The 18,309-nt window shown below is 46.0% G+C and carries 16 protein-coding genes; 10 read left to right on the forward strand and 6 right to left on the reverse strand.

All coding sequences use genetic code 11. The annotated features are described in order from the left end of the window. Nucleotides 1-129: 129 nt before the first annotated feature. On the reverse strand, nucleotides 130-2,442 hold the full coding sequence (locus tag H150_RS0108630) for a LysM peptidoglycan-binding domain-containing protein (protein WP_019958657.1): 2,313 nt from the start codon (nucleotides 2,440-2,442) through the stop codon (nucleotides 130-132). Nucleotides 2,443-2,665: 223 nt separating this feature from the next. On the opposite strand from H150_RS0108630, the gene H150_RS0108635 reads away from it, so the two are divergent. The 3 genes from H150_RS0108635 to H150_RS0108645 all read left to right on the forward strand — a co-directional run bounded on the left by H150_RS0108635 (nucleotide 2,666) and on the right by H150_RS0108645 (nucleotide 4,164). Then, complete coding sequence (locus H150_RS0108635) at nucleotides 2,666-3,391, forward strand: class I SAM-dependent methyltransferase (protein ID WP_019958658.1); 726 nt, start codon at nucleotides 2,666-2,668, stop codon at nucleotides 3,389-3,391. Next, entirely contained in the window at nucleotides 3,378-3,839 is a 462-nt protein-coding gene (gene rnhA, locus H150_RS0108640) for a ribonuclease HI (protein WP_019958659.1), read from the forward strand. Before H150_RS0108635 ends, rnhA begins: the two co-directional genes overlap by 14 nt. Before the next feature lie 142 nt (nucleotides 3,840-3,981). Then, entirely contained in the window at nucleotides 3,982-4,164 is a 183-nt protein-coding gene (locus H150_RS0108645) for a hypothetical protein (protein ID WP_019958660.1), read from the forward strand. Between the two features lie 109 nt (nucleotides 4,165-4,273). On the opposite strand, the gene H150_RS0108650 is transcribed toward H150_RS0108645, so the two are convergent. Continuing rightward, on the reverse strand, nucleotides 4,274-5,077 hold the full coding sequence (locus H150_RS0108650) for an outer membrane protein assembly factor BamD (protein ID WP_019958661.1): 804 nt from the start codon (nucleotides 5,075-5,077) through the stop codon (nucleotides 4,274-4,276). 14 nt (nucleotides 5,078-5,091) lie between these two features. Between H150_RS0108650 and rluD the strand changes: the two genes are divergently transcribed. From rluD to H150_RS14105, 3 genes are all read left to right on the forward strand, one after another. Next, the gene (gene rluD, locus H150_RS0108655) at nucleotides 5,092-6,186 is read left to right on the forward strand and encodes a 23S rRNA pseudouridine(1911/1915/1917) synthase RluD (RefSeq protein WP_019958662.1); all 1,095 of its coding nucleotides are present in this window, start codon (nucleotides 5,092-5,094) and stop codon (nucleotides 6,184-6,186) included. Nucleotides 6,187-6,429: 243 nt separating this feature from the next. Then, nucleotides 6,430-7,185, forward strand: coding sequence for a peptidoglycan editing factor PgeF (pgeF, locus tag H150_RS0108665; protein WP_019958664.1), 756 nt, complete (start codon nucleotides 6,430-6,432; stop codon nucleotides 7,183-7,185). Nucleotides 7,186-7,293: 108 nt separating this feature from the next. Continuing rightward, nucleotides 7,294-9,645 carry a DNA internalization-related competence protein ComEC/Rec2 gene (locus H150_RS14105; RefSeq protein ID WP_155970506.1) on the forward strand — a complete coding sequence of 784 codons (2,352 nt, stop codon included), beginning with the start codon at nucleotides 7,294-7,296 and terminating at the stop codon, nucleotides 9,643-9,645. Here the strand turns inward: H150_RS14105 and H150_RS0108675 are convergent. From H150_RS0108675 to H150_RS0108690, 4 genes are all read right to left on the reverse strand, one after another. Beyond that, on the reverse strand, nucleotides 9,586-10,665 hold the full coding sequence (locus tag H150_RS0108675; protein WP_019958666.1) for a sulfate/molybdate ABC transporter ATP-binding protein: 1,080 nt from the start codon (nucleotides 10,663-10,665) through the stop codon (nucleotides 9,586-9,588). The genes H150_RS14105 and H150_RS0108675 overlap by 60 nt on opposite strands. Further along, on the reverse strand, nucleotides 10,662-11,573 hold the full coding sequence (gene cysW, locus H150_RS14110) for a sulfate ABC transporter permease subunit CysW (protein WP_019958667.1): 912 nt from the start codon (nucleotides 11,571-11,573) through the stop codon (nucleotides 10,662-10,664). The genes H150_RS0108675 and cysW overlap by 4 nt, the downstream gene beginning before the upstream one ends. Continuing rightward, nucleotides 11,570-12,406, reverse strand: coding sequence for a sulfate ABC transporter permease subunit CysT (gene cysT, locus H150_RS0108685; protein ID WP_019958668.1), 837 nt, complete (start codon nucleotides 12,404-12,406; stop codon nucleotides 11,570-11,572). Before cysT ends, cysW begins: the two co-directional genes overlap by 4 nt. Before the next feature lie 66 nt (nucleotides 12,407-12,472). Continuing rightward, the gene (locus H150_RS0108690; RefSeq protein ID WP_019958669.1) at nucleotides 12,473-13,546 is read right to left on the reverse strand and encodes a sulfate ABC transporter substrate-binding protein; all 1,074 of its coding nucleotides are present in this window, start codon (nucleotides 13,544-13,546) and stop codon (nucleotides 12,473-12,475) included. A 434-nt stretch (nucleotides 13,547-13,980) separates the two neighbouring features. Here H150_RS0108690 and H150_RS0108695 point away from each other — a divergent pair, with 434 nt between their 5' ends. From H150_RS0108695 to H150_RS0108710, 4 genes are all read left to right on the forward strand, one after another. Continuing rightward, the gene (locus tag H150_RS0108695) at nucleotides 13,981-14,817 is read left to right on the forward strand and encodes an OmpA family protein (RefSeq protein ID WP_019958670.1); all 837 of its coding nucleotides are present in this window, start codon (nucleotides 13,981-13,983) and stop codon (nucleotides 14,815-14,817) included. Between the two features lie 142 nt (nucleotides 14,818-14,959). Beyond that, a complete protein-coding gene (locus H150_RS0108700; protein WP_026353602.1) occupies nucleotides 14,960-16,303 on the forward strand; it encodes an aldehyde dehydrogenase family protein in 1,344 nt (447 codons plus the stop codon). An 81-nt stretch (nucleotides 16,304-16,384) separates the two neighbouring features. Beyond that, nucleotides 16,385-17,755: a uracil-xanthine permease family protein gene (locus H150_RS0108705; protein WP_040755836.1), complete on the forward strand. Its 1,371-nt coding sequence runs from the start codon at nucleotides 16,385-16,387 to the stop codon at nucleotides 17,753-17,755. 267 nt (nucleotides 17,756-18,022) lie between these two features. Beyond that, nucleotides 18,023-18,286 (forward strand): hypothetical protein, encoded by a 264-nt coding sequence (locus tag H150_RS0108710; protein ID WP_019958673.1) that lies wholly within the window; start codon nucleotides 18,023-18,025, stop codon nucleotides 18,284-18,286. The last annotated feature ends 23 nt before the right edge of the window (nucleotides 18,287-18,309 follow it).

The following is an 18,309-nucleotide window of genomic DNA, read 5'->3' on the forward strand; positions in this document are numbered from 1 at the left end:
AGGTTTTTAAATGCCAACATTCAGATAACGACATGGCACATAACAATCACGACCATAGGCAATATCAGACCATAAAAATCAAAAAAAAACAGCCATCAAGGCTGTTTTTTTTCATATTGCAATGCAATTTTACAATTGGCGTAACATCAGTTTTTGACCAGGTTGCAAATTGCTGCCAGTGTTGTTCCATTTTTTCAAATCATTGACTTGTACATTGAACTTGCCAGCAATGCTCATCAAAGTATCGCCTTTGCGTACCACGTAATTGACATTTTTAGGCGTATTTTGGTCTTTGGTAGCTTGTTTTTTCTGAGCTTGGCTGTCTTTGGCTTGTGCCAATTGAATGGCTTTGTCAGCAGCTTTGCCCACTTTCAAAGTTTGACCTACTTTGATGGTATTGCTCTCTAAACCATTGGCAGCGAGCAATTCAGACACTTGCATATCATACGTTTTGGCAATGCTGTACAAAGTTTCACCAGAAGATACTTTGTGTTCATTGGCATTGGCCAATTGGCGTTCTCGTTTTTCTGCTTCTGCTTGTAATTTGGCCAAACGCGCTTCTTCGCGTGCCTCACGCTCATTTTCACGTTCAATTGCCAAGCGTACGGAATTGGCAGCATGGTTCTCATCCAATTGCAACGCTGCAATCGGTGTGGTTTGAACTTCTGTCAATTCAATACTTGCCGCTTGTATATCAGTAGCCACTGTATTGGCGTCGGTAATCTGGTTTGCAGAGGCTTGGTTTTCAGTGATGTTGACCGCTTGAGTCAGCGCCATATTGTTTTGTAACTTCGGTATGTTCGCTGCTTCTAAAACCATATTTTGCGTGGACGGTGCTTGTGTGAGTACCATATTTTCTTGCAGAACAGGCGTATTGATGGCAACGCTTGGCGTTGCAACAGGTGCTTTGGCGACTGCTTGTACAGCAGGCGTTGGACGTGTGTTGCTGCGATGGTTCATCAAATTAGACAAAGGATCGGCTGTGGCCATTTGTTGGCTGGTGCGCGCTTTGGGCGTTTGCAATAAATTGACGGTAGGTGTTAAGGACGCTGTATTCACCGCTGGCGTCGTATGGGTAAAGCTTTCTGCTTGTGCCACTTGAATATGGCTTACAGGCCGCTCTATTTCAGATGCTGCAAAGTTTTGGTTAGATATTGGCATCGCCGCACCTGCCAAAGCCGCAGGCGTAGCATAACCATAAGGCGTGTGACTGCCGCGCATTTTAATTGGCAGTGCACCAGCCAATTGTGCTTGTGGTTTGCTCAAGCTATCGGCTTGGCGCACGGTCACAGCAGGTTGTTGCAAGAAATTGGCACCCATTTCTAAAACAGCATGTTGTAAAGATGCGTCTGTGTTTTGCAAGGGTGAGCGGTTTTTAGCCACCAATACAGGCAAACCTGAGCTTAAAGTATTGCCTTTTAAGCCATTGAGTTGGCGCAATTCTTGATAACTCATACCAAAGCTGGCTGCGACATCATCGGCTTTTTCAGAATATTGAGGCGTATAAACTTGATAAGATAATAAGTCTTCTGCTTTGCTCGCTTGGTAGTTTTTCATGAACTGGTTGGCAGCAGCGGTTGGCAATAAAATTTTACGATTTTCAGCAGGAATGAAGACAGGTAAATTGGGTCCTGGATTTAAGCGTAAAAATTCATCATGGCTAATGCCTGCTAAGCGAGCTGCGACGGTAGTTTCAATCGGGGTGTTGATGTCGATAGCTTGGAAATAAGCTTCGTCGTTGATGTGCGGTATTTGTACGCCAAAAGCAGCTGGGTTATGTAGAATGTTGCGCCAAGCCAGTAATTTTGGTGCATAATTGCGCGTTTCTTGCGGCATATTGAGGTTTTCATACACAGGTAACAAACCTTGGCTTTCCGCACGTTTGATGGCACGGCTCACATTGCCTTGTCCCCAGTTATACGCTGCCAATGCCAAAGACCAATCACCAAACAAGCCGTATAAATATTCCAAATAATTTAAAGCAGCATCGGTGGAAGCATAAACATCATGGCGGCCATCGTAAACATAGGTTTGGTCTAAGCCATAATCTTTACCTGTGGCTGGCATAAATTGCCATAAGCCTGATGCGCCCACTGGTGATTTTGCTTTGATGACAAAAGCACTTTCAATGAAAGGCAATAACGCAATTTCACCTGGCATATTGCGGCGTTCGACTTCGGTTGCCACATGGTGTAGATAAGGTTCGCTGCGCTTGATGGTACGATTTAAATACGCTGATTCTTTTGCGAATTTTTGTTCGTGGCGACGCACTAATTCTGAGTTGACTTCAGGCATTTCAAAACGACTGCCAATGCGACCGAAAACATTGGTATATTTTTGTTGTTGGCCATGGAGCAAGCTAGAGTTCAAACGCATCAAGTCATGCGCCATTTTTTGAGTTTGAAAAGGTGTTTGCACTTGCGCCAACGACGCTTGTGCCATCGATACACCTGTCAAAGTCAGGAGCAGGGTTTTGAAATGGGTCATAACAATCAGAAATAGGAATTTTAATTGCAGTGGATAATAAAAGTGTTTACAAATGTTGTCAATTTAAGCAAGTTGCTTAAAAAGTGTAAATTAACTGATTTTTAAGCAATTTTTACAAAATTTAATCATCAAGAAGGACATTTTTTTATGATAAGTAAATTGATGGTGTTTGTATAAAATGAATTCAAATCATCTACAAACATGGCTATTGCAACACCCACATGGCAAAGAAATCTTGGCGCAAGTGCAAACCCAATTGCAACAGTTGATTGGTACGCAACATTATGAGCATGCACTGCAATTGGGCTTGCCAAGCGTGGACTTATTACCACAAACGGGCGTGGTGCATCGTTATATCATGGCTGAGCAAGAGGCGCCGATTGTGGCTCAATTTGATTATTTGCCTTTGCCAACCGAAAGCATGGATTTGGTAGTATTGCCATTTGCCTTGTCCCAATATGAAAACCGCCATGCCATTTTGCGCGAAGTGCAACGGGTGTTGTGTGGTTATGGGCAATTGGTGATTGTGGATTTGAATCCACATTCTTTGTGGCGCATTCAATCTCAACAATGGCAGCGTTTGACCGCTTGCCACAGCCATCAAAGCGTGACGCCCAAACACATGGCAGATTGGTTGAAATTATTGGATTTACAGCCACAAAGCAGTCGTTTTATCCATTATGGCCCTTTGTTTACAGGCCGCCCTTCGCCAAAATGGCAATGGTTAGAATTGGCAGGCAATCGTTGGTGGCCGCATATGGCAGCGATGTATGCGATGCTGGCCATCAAACAAACCGTGTATTTGCGTCCTTTGTCTGAGCATGCTCGGCACCGACATTTGAAACAAACCGAATTGATTTTGAATCCAGCTTCATCAGAAAGCCCAAAGTATGACCACAAATAAAAAACACGTCACCATGTATACCGATGGCGCTTGTAAAGGCAACCCTGGCGTTGGAGGTTGGGGCGTGAAGCTGCAATATGGCGAGCACGTTAAAGAATTGTTTGGCGGTGAAGTAGAAACCACTAACAATCGCATGGAAATGACAGCAGTGATTGCAGGCTTAAAAGTGTTAAAACAATCGTGTGTGGTGACGGTTTATACCGATTCCAAATATGTGTTGCAAGGCATGGAGGAGTGGCTTGAAGGCTGGAAAGCGCGTGGTTGGAAAACCGCTTCCAAAGCAGCTGTCAAAAATGTGGATTTGTGGCAACAATTGGATGACTTGGTGCAACAACACGAGGTATCGTGGCAATGGGTCAAAGGCCATGCAGGAAATGCAGGCAATGAACGAGCAGATGAATTGGCCAATATGGGTGTGGCATCGGTCTTGGTGCCTGATGGCGATTAAAAGGCATCAGGTAGGGTCATAAGGGTATCTAACCGTGGTCAAGATGAGAGACTACGCGAAAAATGATAACGCTTGAGGGCGCAGCATTGAAGTGCTGCCGAATGATGGGCAATTTTATTGCGCGTAGGTTGATCAGGCTGTGATGACTTTGTCGCACGAATGGACCGAAGACCAAGCACATCCACCAGTTTTACAGGTCGCTTGTGTGTGGCTAGACATTGCTTTGTTTGGTTATTGGCGCTCGGTGATGAGGCAGATGAACCATTTGCATGAGGCTGTGGTGTGTTCATATATGAGCCAACAAAATCATTCCTTTGCAGCTTAGGTGTGATATCTGTGGCTGTGTCGGTTATAATAGCCGATGGCATGTTTCAAAATGAACATAAAAAAACGCCCTGTCAGTTTACAGGACGCTTGATTCCATCACATCAGGATTATTTCCAATAACGCCACCAAGGGATGTCATTGCTCTTCCAACCTTCCGAAAATTGGCTTTGCGGGAAATTGCTTAACAACACACGTTGCGTGTCTTGGCTTAATTGGGTTTGACCTAATTTATCGTAAGACGCTGCCAAGATGGCTAATGCCTCTTCGGTAAACGGTGTGTTTTGATAATGTTGAATCACGTTTTGCGCACGATTGGCTGCGGCAACATAAGCACCACGGTTTAAGTAATAGCGTGCAATGGCCATTTCATTGCCAGCAAATGCCACCACCAATTTGCTCATGCGATCGCGCGCATCAGGTGCGTATTTGCTGTCAGGCCAACGTGTAATCAATGTATTGAAGTGGCCATAGGCTTCGCGGTTGGCTTTTTGGTCACGGTCAGCCCAATCTTGAGAGGCCAATTTGGTCACAAAAGAGGTGTCTTCGTTGAAAGCCACCAAACCGCGTAGATAGAACACGTAATCTAAATTTTCGTGTTTTGGATATTTTTTCTCAAAACTATCCAATTCCGCTAACGCCTTAGCAGGCTCAGCATCGCGATAATGCGCATAAGCTTTGTCCAACTGAGCTTGTTGAGCATAACGACCATTTGGGAAACGGGATTGCAAAATATCGTATAATTTGACAGCACGGGTATAGTTTTTGCCGTTCAAGTCATCTTGTGCTTCTGTATACAACTGCTGCACAGTCCACGATTGGGTGATTTGGGCATCTTTGTCGACAGAAGTACCTTTATTGGCACAACCTGTTAAAACAAGCGCCACACAGCTGGCAATTAAAATTTTTTTCATGAAAGCAGATTTCCTTGAATAACGCCGAAGATTATAACGATGATTTGGATTTAGCGGTAGAGGCTCAAGTCATTGAGTTGACCGTACCAAATGAATTGGCAGGTAAACGGTTGGATGCCGCCTTGGCACACATGCTGCCTGACTACTCACGTAGCCGCATCACCACATGGATCAAAGATGAGCAAGTGATGCTCAATGGCAAGACCGCTCAACCGAAACACAAACTCATTGGTTCTGAACACTTAACCGTCACCATCACCCCTAGCTTGGAAACCGCGGCGTTTACTGCTGAGGAGATGGACTTAGACATCATTTACGAAGATGATACTGTCATTGTTATCAATAAGCCAGCAGGTTTGGTGGTTCATCCAGCTTCTGGTAACTGGAATGGTACTTTATTAAACGGATTGTTGCATTATTGTCCTGAATTGTCGCAAGTGCCACGAGCGGGCATTGTGCACCGTTTGGACAAAGACACCAGTGGTTTGATGGTTGTTGCCAAAACTTTGCCAGCGCAAAACAATTTGGTACAGCAATTACAAGCACGTACGGTCAAGCGTATTTACCGTGCAGTGTGCAATGGTATCGTACCATTTGATGGCAAGATTGAAACCTTGATTGGTCGCGACCCACACAATCGCTTGAAAATGGCGGTGGTCAAATATGGTGGCAAAGAGGCGATTACGCATGTGCGAGTGCTGGAGCGTTATTTGAATCACAGCTATGTGGAATGTGCTTTGGAAACGGGCCGTACTCACCAAATCCGTGTTCACATGCGTGAAGCGCGCCATCCATTGGTGGCAGACCCTGTGTATGGTAATGTCCGCCATCTGTGTTCTGACAAAGTCAAAGAAGTGGTGAAAAACCTACACCGTCAAGCTTTGCATGCTTACCGTTTGAGTTTTGTACATCCTGTGACAGGTGAATTGGTGTCGTTTGAAGCGTCGATGCCAGACGATATGTATCATTTGTTGTCTTTGTTGCGTTTGGAAGCGGGTTTGGATTCATCTTTGCAACATGAAGCGGGTTATGCCGATGAAATGGGCATGGACGACGATGACGATTGGGATGATGACGACGATGTGGAAGTGATTTACGTCCGCGATTAATACGGTTGCATTGAGTTGGTTTAAAAAAGCCTCGCATATTTTGTCGAGGCTTTTTTGAGTTTTAAGCATCCTGTCTATATTACAGGACGCTTATGGTTTGGTTTTGATGGTGTTGAGATGTGGAGACATGTACCGTCATGGTGTGGGTGTTGCTGTATGGACTGGGAAAGGCTTGGGCTGTGCCATTTTCAAACGTACAATGGGCAATATTATTTCAAGCTTGATTTATTGAAGGATGTTTTCATGAAAAACCTTGCCATAACGCGTTTGTCTGAATCTGTTTTTACTGCCAATTGGCCAGCGCCTGCCAATGTCAAAACTTTGATTTCTACTCGTCACGGTGGTGTCAGTGAAGGTGTGTATGCCAGTTTGAATGTGGGTGCGCATGTGGGCGATGTGGCGGAGCATGTGGCGCAAAACCGCGCGTTGGTGCAACAACACGCGTCCATGCCTTTGGCTTATTTGAATCAAACCCATTCTACTGATGTGGTGGAGGCGGAAGCGGCATTGCAAGATTTGCTTGATGCCGATGCCAGCGTCAATTGCAATGGACAGGCCGCTTGTGCGGTGATGACGGCAGATTGTTTGCCGGTGTTGCTGTGTGATGCGGCAGGGACGGTGGTAGCGGCTGCGCATGCAGGTTGGCGTGGTTTGGTCGGTGGCGTGATTGAAAACACGGTGGCGGCGATGAATGTGACAGGTCGCTTATTAGCCTATTTGGGTCCTGCCATTGGTGCTGATGCGTTTGAAGTGGGCGAAGAAGTGCGTGCTGCATTTGTGGCGCACGATGCGCAAGCTGCCAAGGCATTTGTTGACATTGGCGATGGCAAATATTTGGCAGACATTTATTTGCTGGCGCGCCAGCGTTTGCAAGCTTTGGGTATTTTGGATATTTACGGTGGCGAACACTGTACGGTATTGCAACGAGAAGACTTTTTCTCGTATCGCCGTGATGGTCAAACAGGGCGCATGGTCAGCGCCATTTGGTTAGAAGCATAAATTGTATTGGCATGATTAAAAAAGCGTCCTGTAAACATTTACAGGACGCTTTTTTAATACTTGATCAACGATTGGATTTTAGCTTATAGCTTGGTGTTGGGAAATTAATTGTGGTCTCAAACACTCCATCAGCATGGGCATTGGGATGAAATAGGGCACAAAATGGCTTGGGTGGCGTGGTGTTTGGGGGTGATGTTGTGTGTGTTTTTACCCACACTGCCGTGGTTGTGGCTGTTGTTGGCAGCTGGCTTGTTGGGCTGTGCTGCGCACAAATGGGGAAAATGGCATGCTTGGCTCTTTTTGTGTTTGGGTTTTGTGTATGCGTTTTTCCGTTTGCAATGGGCATTGGAGCAACAAGTGCCCATCCAAAATGCCATAGTGCCGCAAACTGCTCAAGTGACGGTTTTGGATGTGGCGACCGAACAAACGTATGGGCAAAGATTTTTGGCTCAAATCATCTTGCAAGATGGTCAAACATTTCAAGTGTATGCTTATGATGCGCATCAACAAATATGGAAGGTTGGGCAAATCAGTCAATGCAATGTGCGTTTGCGTCCGAATATTGGGGCGGTGAATGCCGCAGGATTTCATGTGGAGGCGTGGGCTTTGGCCAATGGCATGGATGGCAGTGCGCATATTGGTAAACATTGCCAAATATCCAGCTTGCAAAATACATGGCAGTTTTGGCGTTTGTGGCGTGAAAATGTGTGGCAGCGTTTGCAAAACTTCAATACGCCAAACCATCAAGGCAAAGCGATGGTGGCGGCTTTGACTGTGGGCGTACAGGACGGTTTGAGCTCAAGCACTTGGCAAGCGATGCGCCAATTGGGTGTGGTGCATTTGGTCAGTATTTCGGGTGTACATGTGACGATGTTGGCGGTATTGGTAGGATGGCTTGTTGGAACGTTATTGCGTTACTTGCCTTATACCGTCAAAACCCCGATGTTGTGGCAATGCTGGGCAGGCGTGGCGGTGGCGTTTTTATATGCATTGGTGGCAGGCTTTCAAGTGCCGACACAGCGCACAGTATGGATGTTGTTGTTATTTGCCATCGCTTTGACAGGCAAATGGCGTTTGTCTTTAGGGCAAGTATGGTGGCGGGCTTTGGCGGTGGTAGTGGGTTTGCAGCCTGCGGCTTTTTTGTCGATTGGTTTGTGGCTGTCGTTTGGTTTGGTGGCGATAATGATGTGGGCAGCACATGCTTGGCGTGAGCGTGGAAATACTTGGCGTGTTCTATTGCGAGTGCAAACAGGTTTGATGTTGTTGACGGTGGTGTTGGTCGGGGCTTATTTTCACATCGTGCCTGTTTTGAGTCCTTTGTTCAATGCCATCGCGATTCCGTGGTTCAGTTGGGTGTTGACGCCATGGGCATTGGTGGCGGTGTTATTGCCATGGGATGCGCCATTATTAGGCGTGGTGGCGGTGGCGCAATACAGTGTGGATGTCAGCGTGTGGGCGGTGGCATATTCGCCGGAGTATGTGATTGCGGCACAATCGACTTGGATGTTGATTTTGGCATTGCTGGCGGCTTTTTTGTGTTTGTTGCCACAAGCGGCATTGATGCGTCCTGTAACGGTTTTAATAATGGTGTTGTGGATGGTTTACAGGCCGCCTGTATTGGAACAAGGACAATTGCGCCTGCAAGTCTTGGATGTTGGACAAGGCTTGTCGGTATTGCTCAACACACAAAACCATCGCTTGTTGTTTGATACAGGGCGCAGCTCGGCACAGACAGCCATCATTCCTACGCTATATGCACAAGGTTGGCGGGACTTGGATGTGTTGGTGTTGTCGCATCATGATGACGATCACGATGGGGCGGCAGCAGAGTTATTACAAACCATTGCCGCGCACAACATTTGGGTGAGTGACACGCAAGCATACCCGCAGTGGCGAACGCACACTTGCCGAGAGCACGCATGGCAATGGGATGGCGTTTGGTTTGAGTGGCTCACATTGCCGCTGCAAAACGTTAAAAATACCACCAATGCCCGTTCATGTGTGTTGCGTGTGGTGACACAAGGACAAGCTGTGTTGATTCCTGCAGACATAGGGCATGCTGAAGAAGCAGGCTTGTTGCAGCGATATGGACACAATTTGCGCAGCACTGTTTTGATTTTGGGTCATCACGGCTCTAGTGGTTCAAGCAGCGGTGCATGGCTCAATGTGGTGGATCCGGATATTGCCATTGCGTCCTCAGGTTGGAACAATGCCTATCACCATCCCACGCCCGCGGTGCAAAATCGGTTGAGCGCGCATGAAATTGAATTATACCGCACCGATATGCAAGGCGGTGCGGTATGGATTTTAGATGAACAATTGCACTTCAAAGCGTTTACAGGCCGCCGCTTTTGGTGGCAGAGAAAACCGTTTACCGCTCAATCAAATGCAAGCGAAACATCAAATGACATAATCCACCAAACTTTTTTGCGAGAACACGCTGATATTGGTCGGCGTTAAAAACACTGTTTCGTTAACACGGTATTGGTGTTGCAATTGTTGTTGGTGTGGAATCATCACTTCGATGTCTTGACCTGTGGCATCGTATAAGCTCACACGCACAATCGGACCCAATACCGAAATATGGTGAATTTGTGCTGCCAACATGCTGCCTGTTTGGTCGCGGCTGATGGTGAATTCGTGTGGACGCACATAAGCGGTGGCGGTGCCTTCGCTCCATTTTTCTTGTGGCGGCACTGCTTGGTAGCGGAAATGGCCTAAAACCAATTCGCCTCGCTCAATATAGCCTTCAAAGCGGTTCACTTCGCCCAAAAATTCCGTTACAAAAGCATTGTCAGGCTGCTCGTACAAATGTGCGCCACTGCCGACTTGTTCGACTTTGCCATGGTTCATCACCACGATTTGGTCGGAAATTTCCAAAGCTTCTTCTTGGTCGTGGGTAACGAGCAAGCTGGTGACATTGAATTCGTGGTGAATGTCACGCAACCATTGGCGCAATTCTTTGCGTACTTTGGCATCCAAAGCACCAAACGGCTCATCCAATAACAACAATTGTGGTTTGACCGCCAAAGCCCGTGCCAAAGCAATGCGCTGACGTTGACCACCTGACAATTGATGCGGATACGATTTGGCGAGCCATTCCAATTGCACCATTTTGAGCAAACCATGCACACGTTCAGCCATTTCGTCTTTGCTGGGACGTTTGTTTTTGGGCAACACTTGTAAGCCAAAAGCGACGTTGTCAAACACTGTCATATGGCGAAACAGTGCGTAGTTTTGAAACACGAAGCCCACGCCACGCTCACGCACCGATTTGTCGCTCACATTTTGGTCACCAAACCAAATTTCGCCATTATTATGGGTTTCCAAGCCTGCAATGATGCGCAAAAGCGTGGTTTTGCCACAGCCCGAAGGACCGAGTAAAGACACCAAAGCACCAGTAGGCACTTGTAAATTGATGTTTTGCAGCGCATGAAAGTCGCCGAAATGTTTGTTCAGGTTCTTAATCGTAATGCTCATGCTTGGCTCTTTTTCACTTGAATTAAATCGGTATCGGGTTTGGCTTCACGGGTGGCGGCACGCATTTTGCGTTCTTGCAAATGGTTCAACACATTTTGCAAAATCAATGTCAATAATGCCAAGCCCGCTAATAAACTCGCTGCTGCAAACGAAGCGACAAAATTGTATTCGTTGTACAAAATTTCTACATGCAAAGGAATGGTGTTGGTTTGACCGCGTATGTGTCCTGAAACAATGCTCACCGCACCGAATTCACCCATTGCGCGGGCATTGGTCAAAATCAAGCCGTATAGCAATGCCCACTTGATGTTTGGCAAGGTAATGCGCCAAAACATTTGCCAGCCTGAAGCACCCAAAATTAAGGCCGCTTGTTCTTCGTTGTCGCCTTGCGATTGCATTAAGGGAATCAATTCACGCGCCACAAAAGGGAAAGTCACAAACAAAGTGGCTAAAACAATGCCGGGAATGGCAAAAATGATTTGAAAGCCGTGTGATTCTAACCATCCGCCCAATAAGCTGTTGCTGCCAAACAATAAAATAAACATCAAGCCTGCCACCACAGGGGAAACTGAAAACGGCAAATCCAATAATGTGGTTAAAAATTGCTTTCCGCGAAAATCAAAACGGGTCAAAAGCCATGCAATACACACGCCTAAAACCGCATTAATCGGTACCACAATGGCGGCTGTGAGCAAAGTCAATTTGATGGCAGATAAGGCATCAGGATGGGTGAGCGAGGCAATGTACAAATCCCAACCTTGGCGCAAAGCTTCGATGAAAATGGCACACAAGGGAATGAGCAAAAGCAAAGCCAAGAAAATCCATGCCACGCTGATTAACGTGATGCGTATCCATTTTGGTTCGGTTAAACCCGCTTTGGTTTTGAGTTCTAAAGGCGTCATGCTCATACTTTTGCTCCAATTTTACGGCTGACCGACCATTGGGCAATGTTCAATACTGACAAAATTACAAATGAAATGAGCAACATGAACAAAGCCACGGCAGAAGCGCCCTGAACATCAAACAAGTCTAGTTTAGAGGTAATGACCAAAGGCAAAATTTGCGACACCATAGGGATGTTGCCAGCAATGAAAACGACAGAGCCATATTCACCTGTGGCACGGGCAAACATCATGCCAAAACTGGTAATCAAAGCAGGTACCAATTCTGGCAATACTACGCGCCGAATGATGGTGAAGCGGCTCGCGCCCATGGTGGTCGCAGCTTCTTCGAGCTCAGGTTGTAATTCTTCCAATACAGGCTGCACTGTGCGTACCACAAACGGCAAGCTCACGACGATTAACGCAATCAAAATGCCCAATGGCGTGAACGCCACTTTAATGCCCATAGGCGCTAACAATTGCCCAATCCAACCGTTAGGTGCATACAGCGTTGCCAAAGTGATGCCTGTCACCGCAGTGGGCAGCGCAAAAGGTAAATCCACAATGGCATTGATGATGCTTTTGCCAAAAAAATCGTAACGCACAATGACCCATGCGATCAAAGTGCCAAAGACCAAATTGATTGCAGCGGCATAAAAAGACACTTTCAAACTCAGCCACAAAGCGGCTAAAACTTGCTCTTCGGTGATGGTGCGCCAAAATTCAGCCAACCCCATGTCGGTAATGCTCAAAGCCAACATTGAAAAAGGCAGCAATACCAAAATAGACAGCCAAAACGCAGATACCGCCAAGCTGAACTTGAAGCCGGGTAATACTGTAGGAGATTTTAAAAACAACATAGACAGTCCGAATCGGTTAAAAAAGCGTCCTGTAAACCTTTACAGGACGCCGTTTTGGGTATGGATTTACTTCTTGTTGACTTCGTCAAAAACGCCGCCATCTGCGAAGAATTTCTTCATGATTTCATCCCAAGTTCCGAACACGTCGTTGGCGCGGAAAGTTTCCATAGTAGGGAATTTGTCTTGATTGGCTGCCAATACTTCGGCATTGCTAGGACGCAAATACAAGCTCGCTGCCAATTCTTGCGCAGGCTGGCTCCACAAATAATCCAAATATTCTTTGGCCGCTGCGCCCGTGCCTTTGCCTACGACGACTTTGTCGACGACTGCAACAGGGTTTTCAGCTTTAATCGAGTATTTAGGATAAATGATTTCAAATTGGTCTTTGCCAAACTCACGAGAAGCCAAGTTTGCTTCGTTTTCAAACGTAATCAAGGCGTCGCCAATGCCACGTTGGACAAATGTTGTGGTCGCTGCACGACCGCCATTGTCCATAATCGGCACATTTTTCAAGAAAGCTTTGACGTATTCTTTGGCCTTGGCTTCGTCGCCATTGTTGGCTTTTAAAGCTTGGCCATAAGCTGCTAAAAAGCTGTAACGGCCGTTGCCGGTGGTTTTGGGGTGAGCGATGATGACTTGATTGCCATCTTTGATTAAGTCGTTCCAGTCTTGGATGCCTTTAGGATTGCCTTTGCGCACTAAAAATACGGTGGTGCTGGTAAAAGGTACGGCATTGTCAGGTAATTTGGCTTGCCAACCAGCTTGAATCAAGCCTTTTTTCTCCAATAACTCCACATCGCTTGATTGGTTCATTGTGACCACATCGGCTTTTAAGCCATTGGCAACTGACAAAGCCTGTTTGCTAGAGCCACCGTGCGATTGTTCGATAGTGATTTTGGCACCACCATGTTTGGCAGCGTATTCTTTTTCAAACAAAGGGTTGTATTCTTTGTAAAAGTCACGCATAACGTCATAAGACACGTTCATAATGGTTACATCGCCGCCAGCGGGTGCGGCTGTGGTAGATGAAGAAGCATTGGCAGGCGTTTGTGCGGGTGTTGTTTCGGTTTTTTGACCACCGCATGCTGCCAAACTCGCTGCAGCAGCGACCATCAAAGTGTAAGACAAAAAGCGTGACATGGTGTTGTTCCCATAAGAATGATGACAATATGATTTTCATCATAGAGGAATCAAAAACATTTGAGAAAGAATTAATAGTCTGCTCTATATGCAAAAATTATATATATGAGGTGTAATGTGACTTATGCTTGAAAAGTGGGAACTTGAAGCACAAATTGGATACAAAGACTGTGTGAGACTAATGTTAAATATCACAATATGATTGTAAAATTGAACATTAGAGTGAAGAGATTAGAAGTGTTGTTTTAATGAGTCGGTCTGAATTGAGGGTTGCCACACTGGTAGGACAAGAGATACTCACTCGCTTCGCAACAATTTGAGACTAATTCGTAGAATACAGATGTATTGCTTTAAAAGAATGGGGTATTATTGCCATGTCATGGTTATTAACCAAGCTTTCCATTTATTATTAAAACTTAGCAAAAGGAATGACAATGAAAGCGTCATCTAAATTAATTAAGGCAGCGTTGGCAGTTTCTACGGCCTTATTGTTAGCGGCATGTGGTAGCTCTAAAATCAGCGCAGATGGCTCTGCTAACAGCTTAAGCTGGCCTAAGCCAAGCGCATCTACATTTAGTAAAAGTTTGGGTACTTTTCCAGATCCATCTAGCTTGGCACAAGTCAAAGCTGGTGTGACCAAAGACCAATTGTATTATTTATTGGGTCGCCCTCATTACAATGAAGGCTTTATTGGTGTGCGTGAGTGGAATTATTTGTTCCATTTCCATACTCCAGGTCAAGGTACGAATGATGTGACCACGTGTCAATTCAAAGTATTGTTTGATTCTGGTATGCGTGGTCAATCTTTCTATTGGAATCCAGTCGATCCAGCAGGCGCTACTTGTCCTCCAGGCAATGCGCCAGCTGCAGCGCCTACGATTCAACGCTATACTTTGAGCGGTGACGCTTTGTTCACGTTTGATAAATATGGCGAAAGTGATATTTTGGCAGGTGGTCGTGCTGAATTAGACCAATTGGCTCAAAATTTGCGTGGTTTTGATCGTTTGAATCGCATTGTAGTTGTGGGTCATACCGATTACTTGGGTTCTGATAGCTATAATTTGCAATTGTCACAACGCCGTGCAGTGACTGTTGCACAATATTTGGTGAACCGTGGCATTCCTGCGAACTTGATTGAGCCTCGTGGTATGGGTGAGTCGCAGCCTGTGAAGCAGTGTGATGAAACATTGGGTCGTCAACAATTGATTGCTTGCTTGCAGCCTAACCGCCGCGTGGAAATCGAGATTGATGGTTCGGGTGTGTTGCGTTAATACATCGACATGCGTATGCTCAAAACCCAGCGTTAAGCTGGGTTTTTTTGTGATGTGAATATGATGGCCATAGGGGCAGAGATTTTTGGTTTCAAAATAGCAGGATGATGATAATAAAATGGATGTGAAAAAAACAGGCAATATGTATGTCAGCACTCATGCTGCCAGTGCGCAAATCTTGGCGCAAAGACCAGCACAAACGTTGGATAATTTTCAGGACGCTTTAAAGGATTTGCGTGAACAGCAACAATTTTGGGCGGATAAAAAAGTGACCGAACGTTGTGCTGTTTTATTGCAATTGGCATTGCGCATTGAGGCGGCTAAAGATGAATTGGCGCAAGCGGTGTGTTTGGAAGTGGGACGTTGTTTGCGTGAGTGTGAGGCGGAGATTGATAAAACGGTGGATTTGGTGCGGTATTACGCCAAACTTGCGCCTGAGTTGCTCGATGCCAAAACCATCACCACGCAAGCGAGCTTATCGCAAGTGCGGTTTGAGCCTTTGGGTGTGGTGTTGGCAGTGATGCCATGGAATTATCCTGTGTGGCAAATCATGCGTTTTGCCATTCCAGCTTTGTGTGCAGGCAATGCTTGTGTGGTGAAACCTGCGCCAAGCGTGGCACAAGTGACGCAAAAATTAATGGCTTTGGTCGGCAGCGATTTGCCTTTACAGGCCGCTTATTTGGAACATGAGGCGGTAGAAGAAGCGATTGTGCAAACCGATGCGATGGCGTTTACTGGCTCGACCGATACAGGCCGCTATTTGGCGAGTTTGGCGGGCAAACACATTAAAAAATGTGTGTTGGAGCTCGGTGGCAGCAATGCCTTCATTGTGTTGGATGATGCTGACATTGAACAAGCGGCGCAAGACGTGGTGTATTCGCGCTTTCGCGATGCAGGGCAATCGTGCAATGCCGCTAAGCGTTTGATTGTGACGCCACAAATTGCCGATGCACTCATTGCCAAAGTGGTGGCGTTGAGTGAGGCTTTGGTGATGGGTGACCCGATGCGTCCTGAAACGACTTTGGCGCCTTTGCACACCAAAACATTGCAACAAAAAGCCCATGCACAAGTACAGGACGCTGTGGCGCATGGCGCACAAGTGTTGTGTGGTGGCGTGTTGCCTGAAAACGTGGGTTATTTTTATCCAGCCACCGTTTTGGATGGTGTGAATGCCGCGTGTCGTGTTTACCAAGAAGAAGTGTTTGCGCCCGTTTTAAGCGTGTTGCGGGCGCAAGACGAAGAGGATGCTATTCGCTTGGCCAACGATACTTGCTTTGGCTTGGGAGCAGCAGTTTACAGTCACGATACCGAACAAGCTTGGGCTTTGGCCAAGCGTTTGCAAGCGGGCAGTGTGTTCATCAATCGCCATACCAGCAGCGATTTGCGCTTGCCATTTGGTGGCATCAAGCAATCTGGATTTGGGCGAGAATTGTCTGAATTTGGTTTGTATGAATTTGTGAATGTGAAAACTTATTGGCAAAAATAATTGAAATAACAAGTCATTAAGGTGTTCATGAGGTGGCGTATGGTTTATAATGCGCGCTTTTCATCCATTTGTCACATTATCATGTCACAACAAGAACACAATTCTACGCCACAAGCGCCATCCGAGTTGATTTACGGCATCAATGATAAGCCGAAACCTCTGGTGGCGTTTTTTGCAGCTTTGCAACATTTATTGGCGATTTTGGTGCCGATTGTCACACCGGGTTATTTGATTTGTAAGGCTTTGGGCGTGAGCGAAGTCGATACAAATTTGATTTTGTCGATGTCTTTGGTGATTTCGGGTATCGCGACGTTCTTGCAATGTAAAAAAGTGGGACCATTTGGTGCAGGTTTGTTGATTGTGCAAGGTACCAGTTTTAATTTTATTGGTCCTATCATTGCCATCGGTAGTGGCATGGTGGCGGCGGGTACGCCTGTTGAGCAAGTGATGGCAGCGATTTTTGGCGTGGTGATGGTCGGCTCATTCATTGAAATGGGCGTTTCTCGCATTTTGCCGTGGGTGAAAAAATTGATTACACCATTGGTCACCGGCGTGGTGGTGTTACTCATTGGTCTGACCTTGATTAAAGAAGGTTTGGTGAGTATGGGCGGTGGTTATTACGCCATGCAAACAGGCAGTTTTGCCAATTTTGAAAACTTGATTTTGTCGGCGACCGTGTTGGTGTTAATCATTTTGCTCAATCGCGTCAAAATTGTGTGGGTTAAAAGCGCGTCTATTTTGATTGCTTTGGTCGTAGGCTATGTGTTGGCAGGTGTGATGGGCTTGTTGAATTTCTCAGCTTTAGAGCAAGCGCCTTTATTCCAAGTACCTAAACCGATGCATTTTGGTTTGAGTTTTTCTTGGGCTTTGTTCATTCCGATGGTATTCATTTATTTGGTGACATCTTTGGAAGCCATTGGCGATGTGACGGCAACGAGTAAATTGTCCAAACAAGAAGTGGAAGGTCCACGTTGGATGGAGCGTGTCAGAGGCGGTGTATTGGTGAATGGTGCCAATTCATTATTGGCAGGCTTGTTCAATACATTCCCAAGTTCTGTGTTTGCACAAAACAACGGTGTGATTCAATTGACTTCGATTGCCAGCCGCCATGTGGGTTTGTGGATTGCGGGCATGTTGGTATTGCTCGGCTTGTTCCCTGTGGTGCCTGCCGTGATTCAAGCGGTTCCTGAAGCAGTTTTGGGCGGTGCGGTCATTGTGATGTTTGGTTCGGTTGCCGCTTCGGGTATTAATATTTTGGCGGGCACCACGCTAGACCGTCGTGCTTTGCTGATTATTGCGGTGTCTTTGGGCTTGGGCTTGGGCATTGCACAAGTGCCACAATATTTGGAACACATGCCTGAATTGATACGCAATATTTTCAGCTCTGGCGTAGCCACAGGTGGTATTGCGGCATTGATTTTGAACTGGTTGTTGCCTGAGTCACAAAAATAATACAGTTAAAAAATAGCCAGTTTTGGATATAAGAGGCGTCCTGTAAAGTTTTACAGGACGCCTCTTTGTATGGGCAAGAAATACTTTCACTTATATCAAATCTATTGTCATTTTTTTATGCAAAATGAGGTCTTAATGTGGAGAGGAGACACCACTTGTCTGCACGCGTGAGTAATATGCTTTCTAAGCAAGGCAAAGTTGGGCTCCTCATATTAATCATCAAGGAGCGCTATCTGGTTTGAAGAGGTCTGAAAAGGAGTCATGGAGATGGAATATAAAGGAAAAATTGTGGATTTCTCTGTCAAAGCAGGCGGAGGAATTGTCAGTGTTGAAGGTAAAACCTATGTGTTTCACATTCGAACATGGCAACACACTTTCCCACCTTTAAGAGGATTGCCTGTGGCATTTGAAATCGGTGACAATGGTCTGATCAAAACATTGTATGCTTCAAAATACCATTATTGGTATTTGCGCATCGCACGCTTTTTATTGAAACGACCTGCGGTGGTCTATTCCAATTCATCGGTTTGAAGACGGCTGCTTGGGTGAATGTG

Source organism: Vitreoscilla stercoraria DSM 513, assembly GCF_000382305.1.
GTDB classification, from domain to species: domain Bacteria; phylum Pseudomonadota; class Gammaproteobacteria; order Burkholderiales; family Neisseriaceae; genus Vitreoscilla; species Vitreoscilla stercoraria.

Coding starts and splice junctions, on each gene's coding strand:
- H150_RS0108630 (WP_019958657.1), bottom strand. CDS start 2,442: ATGGCACAAGCGTCGTTGGCGCAAGTGCAAACACCTTTTCAAACTCAA.
- H150_RS0108635 (WP_019958658.1), top strand. CDS start 2,666: ATGAATTCAAATCATCTACAAACATGGCTATTGCAACACCCACATGGC.
- rnhA (WP_019958659.1), top strand. CDS start 3,378: ATGACCACAAATAAAAAACACGTCACCATGTATACCGATGGCGCTTGT.
- H150_RS0108645 (WP_019958660.1), top strand. CDS start 3,982: ATGACTTTGTCGCACGAATGGACCGAAGACCAAGCACATCCACCAGTT.
- H150_RS0108650 (WP_019958661.1), bottom strand. CDS start 5,077: ATGAAAAAAATTTTAATTGCCAGCTGTGTGGCGCTTGTTTTAACAGGT.
- pgeF (WP_019958664.1), top strand. CDS start 6,430: ATGAAAAACCTTGCCATAACGCGTTTGTCTGAATCTGTTTTTACTGCC.
- H150_RS0108675 (WP_019958666.1), bottom strand. CDS start 10,665: ATGAGCATTACGATTAAGAACCTGAACAAACATTTCGGCGACTTTCAT.
- cysW (WP_019958667.1), bottom strand. CDS start 11,573: ATGAGCATGACGCCTTTAGAACTCAAAACCAAAGCGGGTTTAACCGAA.
- cysT (WP_019958668.1), bottom strand. CDS start 12,406: ATGTTGTTTTTAAAATCTCCTACAGTATTACCCGGCTTCAAGTTCAGC.
- H150_RS0108690 (WP_019958669.1), bottom strand. CDS start 13,546: ATGTCACGCTTTTTGTCTTACACTTTGATGGTCGCTGCTGCAGCGAGT.
- H150_RS0108695 (WP_019958670.1), top strand. CDS start 13,981: ATGAAAGCGTCATCTAAATTAATTAAGGCAGCGTTGGCAGTTTCTACG.
- H150_RS0108700 (WP_026353602.1), top strand. CDS start 14,960: ATGTATGTCAGCACTCATGCTGCCAGTGCGCAAATCTTGGCGCAAAGA.
- H150_RS0108705 (WP_040755836.1), top strand. CDS start 16,385: ATGTCACAACAAGAACACAATTCTACGCCACAAGCGCCATCCGAGTTG.
- H150_RS0108710 (WP_019958673.1), top strand. CDS start 18,023: ATGGAATATAAAGGAAAAATTGTGGATTTCTCTGTCAAAGCAGGCGGA.